Source organism: Streptomyces sp. CB02923 (assembly GCF_001905005.1).
In the GTDB taxonomy this organism is placed as follows: Bacteria; Actinomycetota; Actinomycetes; order Streptomycetales; family Streptomycetaceae; genus Streptomyces.
Genome location: NZ_LWKZ01000004.1, coordinates 1 through 14,255, shown reverse-complemented (window position 1 = coordinate 14,255; position 14,255 = coordinate 1). Strand labels below are relative to the sequence as shown.

The 14,255-nt window shown below is 72.9% G+C and carries 11 protein-coding genes; 6 read left to right on the top strand and 5 right to left on the bottom strand.

The annotated features are described in order from the left end of the window. Window positions 1-7 precede the first annotated feature (7 nt). Window positions 8-1,858 carry a dihydroxy-acid dehydratase gene (gene ilvD / locus A6A06_RS08510; protein WP_073760585.1) on the top strand — a complete coding sequence of 617 codons (1,851 nt, stop codon included), beginning with the start codon at window positions 8-10 and terminating at the stop codon, window positions 1,856-1,858. A 34-nt stretch (window positions 1,859-1,892) separates the two neighbouring features. On the opposite strand, the gene A6A06_RS08505 is transcribed toward ilvD, so the two are convergent. Next, window positions 1,893-4,265: a serine/threonine-protein kinase gene (locus A6A06_RS08505; RefSeq protein ID WP_073760584.1), complete on the bottom strand. Its 2,373-nt coding sequence runs from the start codon at window positions 4,263-4,265 to the stop codon at window positions 1,893-1,895. A gap of 159 nt (window positions 4,266-4,424) precedes the next feature. Here A6A06_RS08505 and A6A06_RS08500 point away from each other — a divergent pair, with 159 nt between their 5' ends. After that, window positions 4,425-4,805, top strand: coding sequence for an SH3 domain-containing protein (locus A6A06_RS08500; RefSeq protein WP_073760583.1), 381 nt, complete (start codon window positions 4,425-4,427; stop codon window positions 4,803-4,805). Between the two features lie 47 nt (window positions 4,806-4,852). After that, a complete protein-coding gene (locus A6A06_RS08495) occupies window positions 4,853-5,380 on the top strand; it encodes a hypothetical protein (protein ID WP_073760582.1) in 528 nt (175 codons plus the stop codon). Window positions 5,381-5,769: 389 nt separating this feature from the next. Here the strand turns inward: A6A06_RS08495 and A6A06_RS08490 are convergent, their stop codons facing one another. The 3 genes from A6A06_RS08490 to A6A06_RS08480 all read right to left on the bottom strand — a co-directional run bounded on the left by A6A06_RS08490 (window position 5,770) and on the right by A6A06_RS08480 (window position 9,609). Further along, window positions 5,770-7,179 carry a M1 family metallopeptidase gene (locus A6A06_RS08490; RefSeq protein WP_073760581.1) on the bottom strand — a complete coding sequence of 470 codons (1,410 nt, stop codon included), beginning with the start codon at window positions 7,177-7,179 and terminating at the stop codon, window positions 5,770-5,772. 101 nt (window positions 7,180-7,280) lie between these two features. Then, entirely contained in the window at window positions 7,281-8,939 is a 1,659-nt protein-coding gene (locus A6A06_RS08485) for a SulP family inorganic anion transporter (RefSeq protein WP_079193895.1), read from the bottom strand. Window positions 8,940-9,210: 271 nt separating this feature from the next. Next, window positions 9,211-9,609: a hypothetical protein gene (locus A6A06_RS08480; protein WP_079193894.1), complete on the bottom strand. Its 399-nt coding sequence runs from the start codon at window positions 9,607-9,609 to the stop codon at window positions 9,211-9,213. A 166-nt stretch (window positions 9,610-9,775) separates the two neighbouring features. Between A6A06_RS08480 and A6A06_RS08475 the strand changes: the two genes are divergently transcribed. The 3 genes from A6A06_RS08475 (at window position 9,776) to proC (ending at window position 12,483) form a co-directional block, all read left to right on the top strand. Further along, a complete protein-coding gene (locus tag A6A06_RS08475) occupies window positions 9,776-10,690 on the top strand; it encodes an ABC transporter ATP-binding protein (protein ID WP_073760580.1) in 915 nt (304 codons plus the stop codon). Further along, window positions 10,687-11,502 (top strand): ABC transporter permease, encoded by an 816-nt coding sequence (locus tag A6A06_RS08470; protein ID WP_073760579.1) that lies wholly within the window; start codon window positions 10,687-10,689, stop codon window positions 11,500-11,502. Before A6A06_RS08475 ends, A6A06_RS08470 begins: the two co-directional genes overlap by 4 nt. A 171-nt stretch (window positions 11,503-11,673) precedes the next feature. Next, window positions 11,674-12,483, top strand: coding sequence for a pyrroline-5-carboxylate reductase (gene proC / locus A6A06_RS08465; RefSeq protein WP_073760680.1), 810 nt, complete (start codon window positions 11,674-11,676; stop codon window positions 12,481-12,483). Between the two features lie 194 nt (window positions 12,484-12,677). On the opposite strand, the gene trpS is transcribed toward proC, so the two are convergent. Beyond that, window positions 12,678-13,676, bottom strand: a complete 999-nt coding sequence (trpS, locus tag A6A06_RS08460) for a tryptophan--tRNA ligase (RefSeq protein ID WP_073760578.1) — start codon at window positions 13,674-13,676, stop codon at window positions 12,678-12,680. Window positions 13,677-14,255: the final 579 nt, after the last annotated feature.

Genomic DNA, 14,255 nt, shown 5'->3' with positions numbered 1-14,255 from the left:
GATCCACGTGCCCGAGCTGAGGTCCCGCACCGTCACCCATGGCCGCAACATGGCCGGCGCCCGCGCGCTCATGCAGGCGTCGGGCGTAGCGCGCGAGGACTTCGGAAAGCCCGTGATCGCCGTGGCGAACAGCTTCACCGAGTTCGTGCCGGGCCACACCCACCTCCAGCCGGTCGGCCGGATCGTCAGCGAGGCGATCAAGGAGGCCGGCGGCATCGCCCGCGAGTTCAACACCATCGCGGTCGACGACGGCATCGCCATGGGCCACGGCGGCATGCTGTACTCCCTGCCGTCCCGCGACCTGATCGCCGACTCCGTCGAGTACATGGCCGAGGCGCACTGCGCGGACGCGCTGATCTGCATCTCCAACTGCGACAAGATCACCCCGGGCATGCTGATGGCCGCGATGCGCCTGAACATCCCCACCGTCTTCGTCTCCGGCGGGCCCATGGAGGCCGGCCGCGCCACCCTCGTCGACGGCACCGTCCGCAAGCTGGACCTGATCAACGCGATCTCCGACGCGGTCGACGAGAACGTCTCGGACGAGGACATCCTCCGTATCGAGGACAACGCCTGCCCGACCTGCGGCTCCTGTTCCGGCATGTTCACCGCCAACTCGATGAACTGCCTGACCGAGGCCATCGGCCTGTCGCTGCCCGGCAACGGCTCGGTGCTGGCCACCCACACCGCCCGCCGGGCCCTGTACGAGAACGCCGGCCGGACGGTCGTGGAGATCACCAAGCGGTACTACGACCAGGACGACGCGACCGTGCTGCCGCGCAACATCGGCTCCCGCGCCTCCTTCGAGAACGCCATGGCCCTGGACATCGCCATGGGCGGCTCCACCAACACGATCCTGCACCTGCTCGCCGCCGCCCAGGAGGCCGGTCTCGGCTTCGACCTGGACGACATCAACGCCGTCTCACGCCGGGTGCCCTGCCTGGCCAAGGTCGCGCCGAACGTCGCGCCCGGCGGCACGTACTACATGGAGGACGTGCACCGCGCCGGCGGCATCCCCGCCATCCTCGGCGAGCTGTACCGGGCCGGACTGCTCAACGAGGACGTGCACACCGTGCACAGCTCCTCGATGGCGGACTGGCTCAAGACCTGGGACGTGCGGGGCGGCTCGCCGTCCGCCGAGGCCGTCGAACTGTGGCACGCGGCCCCCGGCTGCAAGCGCTCCGCCACCGCCTTCTCCCAGTCCGAGCGCTGGGACAGCCTCGACGTGGACGCAGCGGGCGGCTGCATCCGCGACTTCGCCCACGCCTACTCCGCCGACGGCGGCCTGGCGGTCCTCAAGGGCAACCTCGCCGAGGACGGCTGCGTGGTGAAGACCGCGGGCGTCGACGAGTCGATCTGGACGTTCGAGGGCCCGGCCGTGGTCTGCGAGTCGCAGGAGGAGGCCGTCGAGAAGATCCTCGGCAAGCAGATCAAGGAGGGCGACGTCGTCGTCATCCGCTACGAGGGCCCCAAGGGCGGCCCCGGCATGCAGGAGATGCTCTACCCGACGTCCTTCCTCAAGGGCCGCGGCCTGGGCAAGGCGTGCGCGCTGGTCACCGACGGCCGCTTCTCCGGCGGCACCTCCGGCCTGTCCATCGGCCACGCCTCGCCCGAGGCGGCCTCCGGCGGCACCATCGCCCTGGTCGAGGACGGCGACCCGATCCGCATCGACATCCCGGACCGCACCATCGAACTCCTGGTGCCCGAAGCCGAACTGACGGCCCGCCGGGAGGCGCTGGGCGGCGTGTACGCGCCGAAGAAGCGCGAGCGCAAGGTGTCGCAGGCCCTGCGCGCCTACGCGGCGATGGCCACCAGCGCCGACAAGGGCGCGGTGCGCGACGTGACCAAGCTGGGCTGAGCCCTCCGGCCTCTCCCCTGAACCCCGTCCGCTCTCACCAGCGGGCGGGGTTCTCCGCGTCCGCGGCGAAGACCGAACCGTCCGGCGCCGCCGCGTAGATGCGGCCGCGCCGCGGGTCCGGCAGCGGCGCGGGCAGCTTCTCCAGATAGCCGCTGCGGCCGGTGGCCAGCCGGGGCGGCGTCTGGCCGAGCAGCGCGCCGCGCCGGGTGTCCACCGCCAGCAGCCGCCCGTCGGCACCGGTGAAGTACAGCCGGTCGCCCTTCGGCGCGAGCACCGGCGCCGACCCCCGGCTCACCGAGGTCTCCATGCTCCAGCGCCGGTTGCCGACCGCCTGGAGCGTGCCGCCTGCGGCGAGCAGGTAGACCGTCTCGCCGCGCACCACGGCCGCCACGTCGTCCACCGGCGCGTCCAGCGGCAGCCGCCGCACGCGGTGCGTGCCGGGGTCGTACCGGACGACGGCCGCGGTACGGGTGACGATCAGCGGGTCGGCGGCGGTCAGGTAGAGCGAGCCGGACGCGCCCGTACCGGCCGGGGTGAGCGAGCCGGGCAGCCGCCGCTCCCAGCGGACCGTGCCGTGCAACGGGTCGATCGCGGTGACCACGGTGGACGACGCGTCGGCCGAGACGGTGGCCGCGTAGGCGGTACGGCCGTCCCCGTACGCCGTGAACTGCCCCAGCGGCTGCGCCGGGTACCGGTGGTGCCAGCGCTCCCGGTGCGTGGCGCTGTCCAGGGCGGTGACCATGCCGTCCGACGCGGTCAGCAGCACGGTGTCACCCACGAACCGCACCTCCGGGTCGTACCCGGCCAGGTCCTTGCTCCAGCGCGTCGCGCCCTTCCCGCCGGCCGACGGGTCGAGCGCCTCCAGCCGCTTGCCGTCGGGCGTCCGTACGTAGAGCAGGCCGCCGGAGAACACCGGCGCGCCCGGCGGAGTGTCGCCCTTGCGGACCGGCCCGCTGGGCCGCCGCCACGACACCGCGCCGCGCTCCGGGTCCACCCGCGCGGCCTTCAGCCCCCGCTCGACGCAGAACAGGGCGGAAGACCCGTAAGCGCAGAACGGCATCTCGGCCGGATGCCCGGCGGGCCGCTGGACCAGCTGGGTGTGCCAGGGCCGGAAGGCCGCGGCGGTCTCACCGGCGGCGTCGCCGGGGGCGCGCGTCTGGAGCGCCGGGGGGCCGTCGGTGCCCAGGACCCGTATGCCCGTGAAGATACCCGCCCCGGCGAGTACGGCGGCCACGGCGGCCCAGAGGGGCCAGCGGCGGGCACGCGCGGTACCTGTCGCCGCCCCTGCCCTCGCCTCCGCCTCCGCTTCCACTTCGGCTTCCGCTTCCGGCCGCCGGTCCCGTACGTGCGTGTCCTCGGCCCGGTCCGGCGCGGCGGACGGCGCGTGCGCGGGCGCGGAGACGACCCGTACGGGCTCCCACTGAGCCGGTACGCGGGCGTTCGTCGGTACGCGGGCGTCCGTCGATACGCGCGCGTTCGTCGATACGGGGGCGTTCGTCGATACGGGGGCGTCCGTCGATACGGGGGCGTTCGTCGATACGCCCACGTCCTCCGCGAGCAGGTCGTCGTGGACCTCCGTGGGCAGCTCCGTGTGCAGCAGCCGCATCAGCATGTCCGGAGTGGGCCGGTCGGACGGATGCTTCGCCAGACAGGTGCGGATCAGCGGCGCCAGGTCCGCCGGAACGCCCGTCAGATCCGCCTCGTCGTGCACCACCTGGTACGCGACGATGTACGGGCTGTCCGAGTCGAACGGCCCCCGCCCGGTCGCCGCGTGCACCAGCACCGACCCCAGCGCGAAGACGTCCGCCGCCGGACCCACCTCGCGCGGGCGCTGGAACTGCTCGGGCGCCATGAACGGCGGCGTACCGATCAGCTTGCCGGTCTCGGTCCGCATCTCGCTGTCCGCCGGGCGTGAGATACCGAAGTCGATGACCTTGGGCCCGTCGGCGGCGAGCAGCACGTTGCCGGGCTTGAGATCGCGGTGCACCACACCGGCCCGGTGGATGTCACGCAGCGCCTCGGCCAGGCCCGCGGCCAGCCGCCGTACCTCGGCGGGCGGCAGTGGACCGGTCCGTTTCACGTGGGCGCCGAGGGTCGGCCCGGGGATGTAGAGGGTGGCCATCCAGGGCCGGTCGGCGTCCGGGTCGGCGTCCACGACCGGCGCGGTGAACGCGCCGCTCACCCGCCGCGCCGCCGCGACCTCCTGCCGGAACCGGCCGCGGAACTCGGGGTCCTGGGCGAATTCGGCGTGTACGACCTTCACGGCCAGGCGCAGCCCCGACGACGACCGCGCCAGGTGCACCACGCCCATCCCGCCGGAGCCCAGGCGTGCGTCCAGGCGGTACCGGCCCGCGTACAGCGGACGTTCCGCTTCCGGGTCCGTACCGGAACCGCGCAGCGGCGGCATCTCCCCACCCCCGTGTCCATGGGCCGCAGATGCGACGCACGGAGCCTAGTCGATGGTGCGTACGGGACAGGTGAGGCTTGCTAGCGTGCGCGGTGGACCGGCCCCGCGGCCGCGCGGACCGGTCCGTACCACGGCAGACCACTCGACGGGGGAGTACACATGAGCAGCACCCAGGAGAACACCGCCGGCCCGGCCGCTGACACCGGCACGGAAGCGGCCGCGGTGGTCGCGGAGGCCGAGGCGGTCACGGAGGCCGAGGGCGTCGCCGCCCAGGCGATGGCGGCGACCGCGTCCACCTACCCGGTCGCGCCGGGCTACCGCCTCAACGTCCGCAGCGGCCCGAGCAGCCGCGCCTCCCTCGTACGGCAGCTCCCGTACGGGGCCCGGGTCGCCATCCGCTGCCAGCGCCACGGCGAGCGGGTCGGCGGCCCGTACGGCACCAGCGACCTCTGGGACTGCATCGCACCCGGCCAGTACGTCTCGGACAGCTACATCCGCACCGGCAGCGACGGCCTCGTGGCCCCGCTCTGCGCGAACTGAACCCGGGCCGCCCCGGGCAACCGGCGCCGCCGGGGATAATCGACGGCATGAGCGACGAGACACGGCCCGCCCCGGACCGGTCCGGCCCCGAGCCGGCCGAGATCCGCTTCTTCGGGACGACCTGGGTGCACCACGACGGCGGCTACGGCCTGCGCCGGGCCGGGGCCGCCGCGGGCTCCCTGGCGCTCGCCGCGGCCGGCGCGGTGGTGCTGCGCTTCGCCTTCCAGGGCCTGGAGATCGCCGAGGTCGGCTCGTTCCTGAACGTCCTGGTCGTGGTCTGCTTCGCGGTGTGCAGCGCGGTCGCCTTCCGCCGCACCTGGGACCGCCTGACCCGCGGCACCGACGACGCGGCCCCCGAACGCCCGGCCGACCGTTCCGCGCAGAGCCTGCTGCTCATCGGCTTCATCGGCTCACTGCTCGCCTACTTCTGCCGCAGCCTCGTCGAGGCACCGGGGGAGCGGGTACGGCGCGCCGAGTACGAGGCGGAACGCGAACGCCACGAGCGCCGCCGGAAGGCCCGCACGGGCAACCCGGCGACCAAGAAGGCAACCAAGGCGAAGAAGAAGCGCGGCTAGGGCGCTCCTCCTCTCCCGGGTCACCGTGCGACCGCGTCGGCAGCCGGAGCCGGTCCCCGCAGGTGCGGGGACCATGTCGCCCCCGGTGTCGACGAGGAGTGCTACCCGGGACCACCCCCGCATGCGCGGGGACCATGTCCTGCGCATCGGCGTGACTCTGGCCCGCCAGGGACCACCCCCGCATGCGCGGGGACCATGGGACGCTGCGGCGCCGCGGTCCCGGTCCTGCGGGACCACCCCCGCATGCGCGGGGACCATAGGAACTCACCTGCCCGTTTACCCTGCCGCACCCGCACTTTTACTCGCTTCCGCGAAAACCGGAGTATCGGGAGAGTCAGGGCATCTGTGCGGCGAGTGCATCCTCCGGCCCTTCCAGCGCGCCCGCTTCCTCAGTACTCCCAGTCCGGCTTCCCGTCCCCGTACAGCCAGTCGTCGAAGAGGTCCGTCAGGTCGACGTCCGTACGGTCCTGGCAGAAGTCGATGAACTGCTGGGAGTCGGCGCTGCCGTGGCGGTGCTCGGCCGGCCAGTCCTTGAGGATCGCGAAGAAGACCTTGTCGCCGACGGCCTTCCGGAGCTGCTGGAGGACCATGCCGCCGCGCTTGTAGACGGGGTTGCCGGTCACGTTCTCCGCCGTGCCCGGGTCGCCGGGCGGGAAGCCCCAGATGTCCTCGTCGTCCTCGTCGGTCCCGTACAGCTCGTCGAACTGCTGCTGCGCCGTACGGCCGCCCTTGTCCTCCTCCCACAGCCACTCCGCGTACTGCGCGAACCCCTCGTTGAGCCAGATGTCCTTCCACGTCTTCGGCGTCACGGAGTCGCCGAACCACTGGTGCGCGGTCTCGTGCACGACGGTGCCCTCGTCGGGGGCCCCGGCGTAGAGCGGTTTGGTCTGCGTCTCCAGCGCGCCCCAGTCGACCCGCTCGGGCGTGTGGTCGACGATGGCTCCGGCGGAGGTGAACGGATACGGGCCGAACCGTTTCACCGACCAGTCCAGGATCTCGTCCAGCCGGCCCAGCGGCCCCGCGCTCTCCTTGGCCTCCGCCGGGTCCACGGCCGTGTAGACGGGCAGTCCGCTCTTCGTCCGCGACTCCGCGACGGTGAACTTCCCGATGGTCGCGGTGGCGAGGTAGGAGGCCATCGGCTCGGCGTTGTGCCACGCGAAGGTGGTCCGGCCCTGGTCGCTCTTCCTGCTGCGCAGCTCGCCGTTGGCGACGGCGGTGTACCCGTCCGGCACGGTGATCTTGAAGTCGTACGCGGCCTTGTCGCCGGGGTGGTTGTTGCCGGGAAACCACGTCATGGACCCGGCCGGCTGGCCCGCGACGAACGCCCCGTCCTCCGTACGGACCCAGCCCTCGGTCGCCCCGTCCTCGTCCGTCATCTCCTCGGGCCGGCCGTCGTACTCGACCGTCGTACGGAACGTGGCGCCCTTCTTCACGGTCTCCCGCGGGCGGACCGTCAGCTTGTGGCCCTTGCGGGAGAACTCGGCGGCCGCGCCGTCCACCCGTACGCCGTGCACCTTCATCCCCTGGAGGTCCAGCTGGAAGGAGGCGAGGTCGGCCTGCGCGGTGGCGCTGATCTCGGCGGTGGCGTCCAGTGTGCCGCCGGGTACGTCGTAGTCGAGATCGAGGCCGTAGTGCCCGACCTGGTAGCCGCCGTTGCCGAGCGCGGGGAAGAGCGGGTCGTGCACGCTGCCCGCGCCCTGCGTGCCGTCCAGCCGGGTGGCGCTCGTGCAGGAGGACAGCAGCAGGGCGACGGAGAGCGCGGCGGTCGCACCGCAGGAGCGGAGAGGCCGGCGGGTCACGGGGCTCCTCGGGTCGTAGGGCGGGTGGATCAAGCTCCCCGACCCTACGGCCCTTTGGCCCGCAACGCCGCCCCCTTCCGCTTAGCGGCGCTTATCGACCTTTATGTCGGGATGTTGGGGGTGAGGGTGGTGGCGGCGGAACCAGCGCCGGGAACCGCCCGCTCCGACGCTCCGGACCTCGGACCGGGCCCCGGACCGGACCTCGGACCGGCCCCCGGACCATTCCCCGCACCCGTACCCGTACCCGCACCCGGCCCCGGACCGGCCCCCGGCCCAGGCCCCGGCCCGGACCCGGACCCGGCACCGCCGGGGTCCGGATCGCCGGCCGGCCGCCGCCGCTCCGCCCAGCTGCCCAGCGCCGCAGCGCAGGCCCGGTCGAGGTGCCGCAGCCCGGAGAGGTCCAGCACCACGTCACGGTCGTGCGGCAGCGCCTCCAACTGGTCGAGCAGCCTGGGCAGCCGCAGGAAGGTGGCGTTCCCCAGGGCGCGTACGCGGACGGGCCCGGCCCCGGGCCCGCCGTCCTCCAGCCCCGACACCTCCAGGTGCGCGTGCGAGGTCTCCCAGGCGGACTTCGCGACCGCCATCAGCAGACCGATGACGACACCCTCGAACATGTTGGTCACCACGATCGCCACCGCCGTACCCGCGAGCACCACCGCCTCGCCCCGGTGCTCACGCCACAGCGGCGCGAAGTCCCGTACGGGCACCAGCTTGAAGCCCGCGTGCACGAGCACCCCCGCCAGCGCCGCCAGCGGCACGACCTCCAACGCCGCCGGGAACGCCGCCGCGAACAGCAGCAGCCACCCGCCGTGCAGCACCCGCGACAGCTTCGTACGGGCACCGGCCCGCACGTTCGCGGCGCTGCGCACGATCACCGCGGTCATCGGCAGCGCGCCGAGCAGCCCGCACACCGCGTTGCCCGCGCCCTGCGCCATCAGCTCCTTGTCGTAGTCCGTGCGCGGCCCGGTGTGCAGCCGGTCCACGGCCGCCGCGCTGAACAGCGACTCCGCCGACGCGATCAGCGTGAAAGCCAGCACGGTGCCGACCGCGCCGACCCCCGCCAGCCGGGCGAAGTCCGCCCCGCCCGGCGGCTGTACGGCGGCCAGCAGTCCCTCGACCTCCACCCGGGCCACCGGCAGGCCGAGGGCGGCGACGGTGACGGTGGCCAGCGCCACGGCCGCCAGCGGCGCGGGCAGGACGCGGGCCGCGCGCCGCCACCGGGGCCACAGTGCCAGTACGGCGATGGTGCCGACGCCGATCGCCGTCGCGGTCAGCGCCTGGTCCGACCAGACCGTGTCGGACGCCAGTTCCGGCAGGCCGCCGAGGTTGGCGAGCCCGGTGCCCGGAGGCTTGGCGTCGGTGAGCGCGTACAGCTGCCCGGCGATCAGGACGAGCCCGATGCCCGCCAGCATGCCCTGGACCACGGCCACGGAGATGGCGCGGAACCAGCGCCCCAGCCGCAGCGCGCCCATGGTCAGCTGCAGCACGCCGGCCGCCAGCACGAGCGCGCCCAGCGCGCCCAGCCCGAACTCCTGCACCGCCTCGTACACGAGGACGGTCAGGCCCGCGGCCGGCCCACTGACCTGGAGGCTGCTGCCGGGCAGGAAGCCGGTCAGGAGGCCGCCGACGATGCCGGTGACCAGACCGAGTTCGGCCGGGACGCCGGAGGCGACGGCCACGCCGACGCACAGCGGTACGGCGACCAGGAAGACGACGAGGGAAGCGGTGAAGTCGGCGCGTATGTCCGTTGTTTTCCGCATGGAATTGCCTCCAGCGCATGAGCGCATCGCGGTGGACCGCGCGGCGCGGACGTGCGCCGTGCGGAGGGAAGGGAGCGGATGTCCGGAATCGGCCCGTGCGCCGCGTACGGCGCGGGCACGGGGGAGTGGCCCGTGGGCGCCGGTCGGGGCGCCGCCGGGAAACCTTTCGCCGGGGGCGGGCTATGTGCCGGGGCCGCGCTGTTCGCCGGGGACGGGTTGTTCGCCGGGGACCGGCTGACGGCAGGCGTCGGTCAGCAACGGCACGCGTCGGTCAGCAGCGGAAGACCCGATGGCTGATCGGAAGCTGGCCCGAACGCGTCAGGGGTACGGCGCGGCGCCCGGTGACCGGGGCCGTCGGGGCCGGCCCGGTGGCCGGCGGGACGGTGGGATCGCTCGCGCACCTGGTCTGGTCGCCGGGGTGAGAAGCCGGTACGCCGGTCGCGGAGCGCGGGGTACGGCCGGTCGGGCAGCGCTCGGCCGCCGGGTCCGCCGGCCCGCCGTCCTCGTACGCGTAGGCCGCGGCGGCGCCGACGGTCTGCGTCCCGGCCCTGCCCCCGGCCGCCCGCGCGTACGCACCCTCGGCACCGGCCGGGAACGCCAGCAGCGCTGCCACGAGGAACAGCAGCACGCGGTGCATGGCGTCGGCCCCCTCCTCCGGCTGGTTGGACACTCAACTTCAGTGTGTCCAAAGCGGCATGACTTTGCGCGAGTCTCTGTGTAACCGTCATGTAAACGCTGAGTTATCGAACAGGAGCGGTCGAATCCGCGCACTCCGGTGGCCGCCGTCGTGCGCCCCGCCCCTTGACGCGCCGAGCCGCGCGCGCAATATTCAACACATGGTGAATTACGGCCGTGCTCCCGCCACTCCGGCCGACCCCGCGGACACCGACCCCGCGGACACCGCCGCCGGGACCCCCGCCGTCCGGGCCCGCGCCCTCACGGTCGTACGCGGCCACCGCACCGTCCTGGACGACCTCGCCTTCGACGTCCCGCCCGGCCGGATCACCGGCCTCCTCGGCCCGTCCGGCTGCGGCAAATCCACCCTGATGCGCGCCGTCGTCGGCACCCAGGACAAGGTGTCCGGCACCCTCGACGTCCTCGGCCGGCCCGCCGGCCACCCCGCCCTCCGCCCCCGCATCGGCTACGTCACCCAGGCGCCCGCGGTCTACGACGACCTCACCGTCCGCCAGAACCTCGACTACTTCGCCGCGGTCCTGCGCCCCGGCCGCGCCGCCCGGACCGAACGACGGGAGAGCGTGCGCCGCACCATCGAGGACGTCGGCCTCACCTCGCACGCCGACGCCCTCGCGGGCCGCCTCTCCGGTGGCCAGCGCAGCCGCGTCTCCCTCGCCGTAGCCCTCCTCGGCACCCCGGAACTCCTCGTCCTCGACGAACCGACCGTCGGCCTGGACCCCGTGCTGCGCCGCGACCTGTGGGACCTCTTCCACCGCCTCGCCGCCGACCGCGGCGCCACGCTCCTCGTCTCCTCCCACGTCATGGACGAGGCCGAGCGCTGCCACCGGCTGCTCCTGATGCGTGAGGGCCGCATCCTCGCCGAGGACACCCCCGACGCGCTGCGGGCCCGCACCCGTACCGACACCGTCGAAGAGGCCTTCCTCCACCTGGTCGACGAAGCCGAAGCCGCCGAAGCCGCAACCGCGGAAGCAGCCGCAGGCGCAGGCGCGGAAGCCGCAGCCGCCGAACCCGCCCCCGCCGCCCCGGCCCCGCACCCCCCGGAGCCCACCCCATGACCCGGCCATCACCCCCGCTCCCCTCCTCTTCTTCCCCTTCTTCCCCTTCCCCCTCCTCTCCCTCCTCCCTCCCCGTCTCCGGGGCCCGCGTCCTGGCCACCGCCGCCCGGGTGCTGCGCCAACTCCGCCACGACCCGCGCACCATCGCTCTGATGCTGCTCGTCCCGTGCGTGATGATCGCCCTGCTCCGGTACGTCTTCGACGCGCACCCCCGGACGTTCGACAGCGTCGGCGCTTCGCTCCTCGGCGTCTTCCCGATGATCACCATGTTCCTGGTGACCTCCATCGCCACCCTCCGCGAACGCACCTCCGGCACCCTCGAACGCCTCCTCGCCATGCCCCTCTCCAAGGCCGACCTCCTCGGCGGCTACGCCCTGGCCTTCGGCGCCCTCGCCATCGTCCAGTCCGCCCTCGCCACCGCCCTGTCCGTCTGGCTGCTGGACCTGGACATCACGGGCTCCCCCTGGCTGCTCCTCCTGGTCGCCGTCCTGGACGCACTCCTCGGCACCGCCCTCGGCCTCTTCGTCTCGGCCTTCGCCTCGTCCGAGTTCCAGGCCGTGCAGTTCATGCCCGCCGTCCTGATGCCGCAGCTCCTCCTGTGCGGCCTCTTCGCCCCGCGCGACACGATGCAGCCGGCCCTCAAGGCGCTCTCCGACGTCCTTCCGATGTCCTACGCGGTCGACGCCATGACCGAAGTCCTCACCCAGCCCACCCCCACAGCCGCCTTCCTCCGCGGCGCCCTCGTCGTCACCCTCAGCACCCTCCTGGTCCTCGCCCTCAGCACCACCACCCTCCGCCGTCGCACCCCTTGACCCACCCCAAGCCCCAAGCCCGACCCCGGCCACCCCCCTCGCCCACAACGTGAACGCCCCCGCCCGCCGAGGCACCACGATGCGAGGATGGCCGCGCAGCAGAACCCCCGTACACCGGCCGCCCAGGCCACCCCGTATCCACGCAGCCCCACCGGCGAGGTGAACCGCAACATGACCCAAAAGGTCGCCGTACTCGGCACCGGAAAAATCGGCGAGGCCCTCCTCAGCGGCATGATCCGGGGCGGCTGGGCTCCCAGCGACCTCATGGTCACCACCCGCCGCCCCGAACGCGCGGAACAGCTCCGCACCCGCTACGGCGTCACCCCGGTCACCAACCCGGAGGCCGCCAAGTCCGCGGACACGCTGATCCTCACCGTCAAGCCGCAGGACATGGGCACCCTCCTCACGGAGCTGGCCCCGCACACTCCCGCCGACCGCCTGGTCATCAGCGGCGCGGCCGGCATCCCCACCGCTTTCTTCGAGGAGCGGCTCCCGGCGCCCACCCCCGTCGTACGGGTCATGACGAACACCCCCGCCCTCGTCGACGAGGCGATGTCCGTCATCTCGGCCGGCACCCACGCCTCCGCCGCCCACCTCACTCGCGCCGAGGAAATCTTCGCCACCGTCGGCAAGACGATGCGTGCCCCGGAGTCCCAGCAGGACGCCGCGACCGCCCTTTCCGGCTCCGGCCCGGCGTACTTCTACTTCCTCGTCGAGGCGATGACCGACGCCGGCATCCTGCTCGGCCTGCCGCGCGACAAGGCCCATGACCTGATCGTGCAGGCCGCGATCGGCGCGGCGACCATGCTCCGCGACAGCGGCGAGCACCCGGTCACCCTCCGCGAGAACGTGACCTCGCCCGCCGGCACCACCATCAACGCCATCCGCGAGCTGGAGAACCACGGCGTACGGGCCGCCCTGATCGCCGCCCTCGAAGCGGCCCGCGACCGCAGCCGCGAACTCGCCTCCGGCAACGGCTGACCCACCCCGGCCGACGCGCTCCGGCCGACGCGTCCTGCCCCACGACCCCGGCCGTGGCCACCGCCGCGCTCATCCCGCGCGCCGGTGGCCACGCCACCCGGAGCCCACCCGGCCCGGCCACCACCGGAGCCACTCGACCCACCCGAGCCGCTTAGCCCACTCAACCCAGCCGAGCCACTCGGCTCACCCACGGTTCACACCGCCGGCATCAACCCCACCGCCCGGTACGCCGCGTCGACCCGCGGCCGCGCCATCGCGCGGGCCCGCTCGGCCCCGGCCCGCAGGACGGAGTCCACGTATCCGGGGTCCGTGACCAGCTCCGCGTGCCGCTCCCGCACCGGCCGCAGCAGCTCCACCACCGCCTCCGCCGTGTCCTTCTTGAGCGCGCCGTACGAGTCGTAGCCGCCCGCCAGCTCCGCCGGATCGCCCGCACCGCACGCCGCCAGAATGTCCAGCAGGTTGGCCACCCCCGGCCGCTCGGCCCGGTCGTACACGACGTCCGGCCCGGCGTCCGTCACGGCCCGCATCACCTTCTTCCGCACCACCTCCGCCTCGTCCAGCAGATAGACGATCCCCGCGGTACGGGCGTGCGACTTCCCCATCTTCGACGTCGGTTCCTGGAGGTCCATGACGCGCGCGGCCACCTTCGGCTGCGTCGTTCTGGGGACGACGAACGTCTGCCCGTACCGCTGGTTGAACCGCACGGCCAGGTCCCGTGTCAGTTCCACGTGCTGTTGCTGGTCCTCACCCACCGGCACCTCGTCGGCGCCGTACGCGAGGATGTCGGCGGCCATCAGCGCCGGGTACGTCAGCAGCGACAGCCGTACGCTCCTGCCGCGAGCCCGCTCGCGCTCCGCCTTCTCCTTGTACTGGATCATGCGCCGCATCTCACCGTCGGTGGCCGTGCACTCCATCAGATAGGCCAGCCGCGTGTGCTCGTCGACATGGCTCTGTACGAACAGCGCGCAGCGCTCCGGATCGAGCCCCACGGCCAGCAGCAGCGTGGCCGCCTGCCGACTGAGCCTGTGCACCCGCGCCGGATCGTGGTCCACGGTCAGGGCGTGCAGGTCCACGACGCAGAACAGCGATTCCGCGCGGTGCTGGTCCACGTCTGCCCAGCCGCGCAGGGCCCCCAGGTAGTTCCCCAGGGTCAGGTGCCCCGTCGGCTTCACACCACTGAAGATCCGCGTCATCTCTCTCGTCTCCCGAACTGCTGGTCCCGGGACCGCCGCGCCCACCGGCCGGCTGCGAGGAGATACGCAAAACGGCCGCCGAGGGCGGCGGCCGTTGTCTGCATGCACTGGGGGGCGGCCGCCGTCAGGCGGGCCACCACTGCTGTACGAGTGCACGCGTTGTCATGAGGCCCACCGTACGCCCGGATCCGCCTCCTGACACGGGTTTGAAGCGCCCCAACCCCTCGTGTAGTGTTCTCCGAGTTGCCACGGAGCCGACAGGCACCGCGACAGCCCCTCACGCCACACCGGCGGCACCATCACCACTGCATGACTCCCGAACGGGACCAATTTCGGCATGCCGGAATTCGGAACTGCGACTCGATTATGAGTCACCGGGAAAAGCCGCTAAAGTAGTGATCACGCCGGAAGGCGCGAACAAACCCCCTCCGACGGGGAATCGGATTCAAATTCGAACCGACAGCTTCCTTCACCGGAAGCCCGGAACGGAAAACGGATCTGATAGAGTCGGAAAGGCCGAAAAGCGAAAGCCGGACGGTCACCCCGCTCCAGCAGGGAGCCGGAAACGGAAAGCGGAAA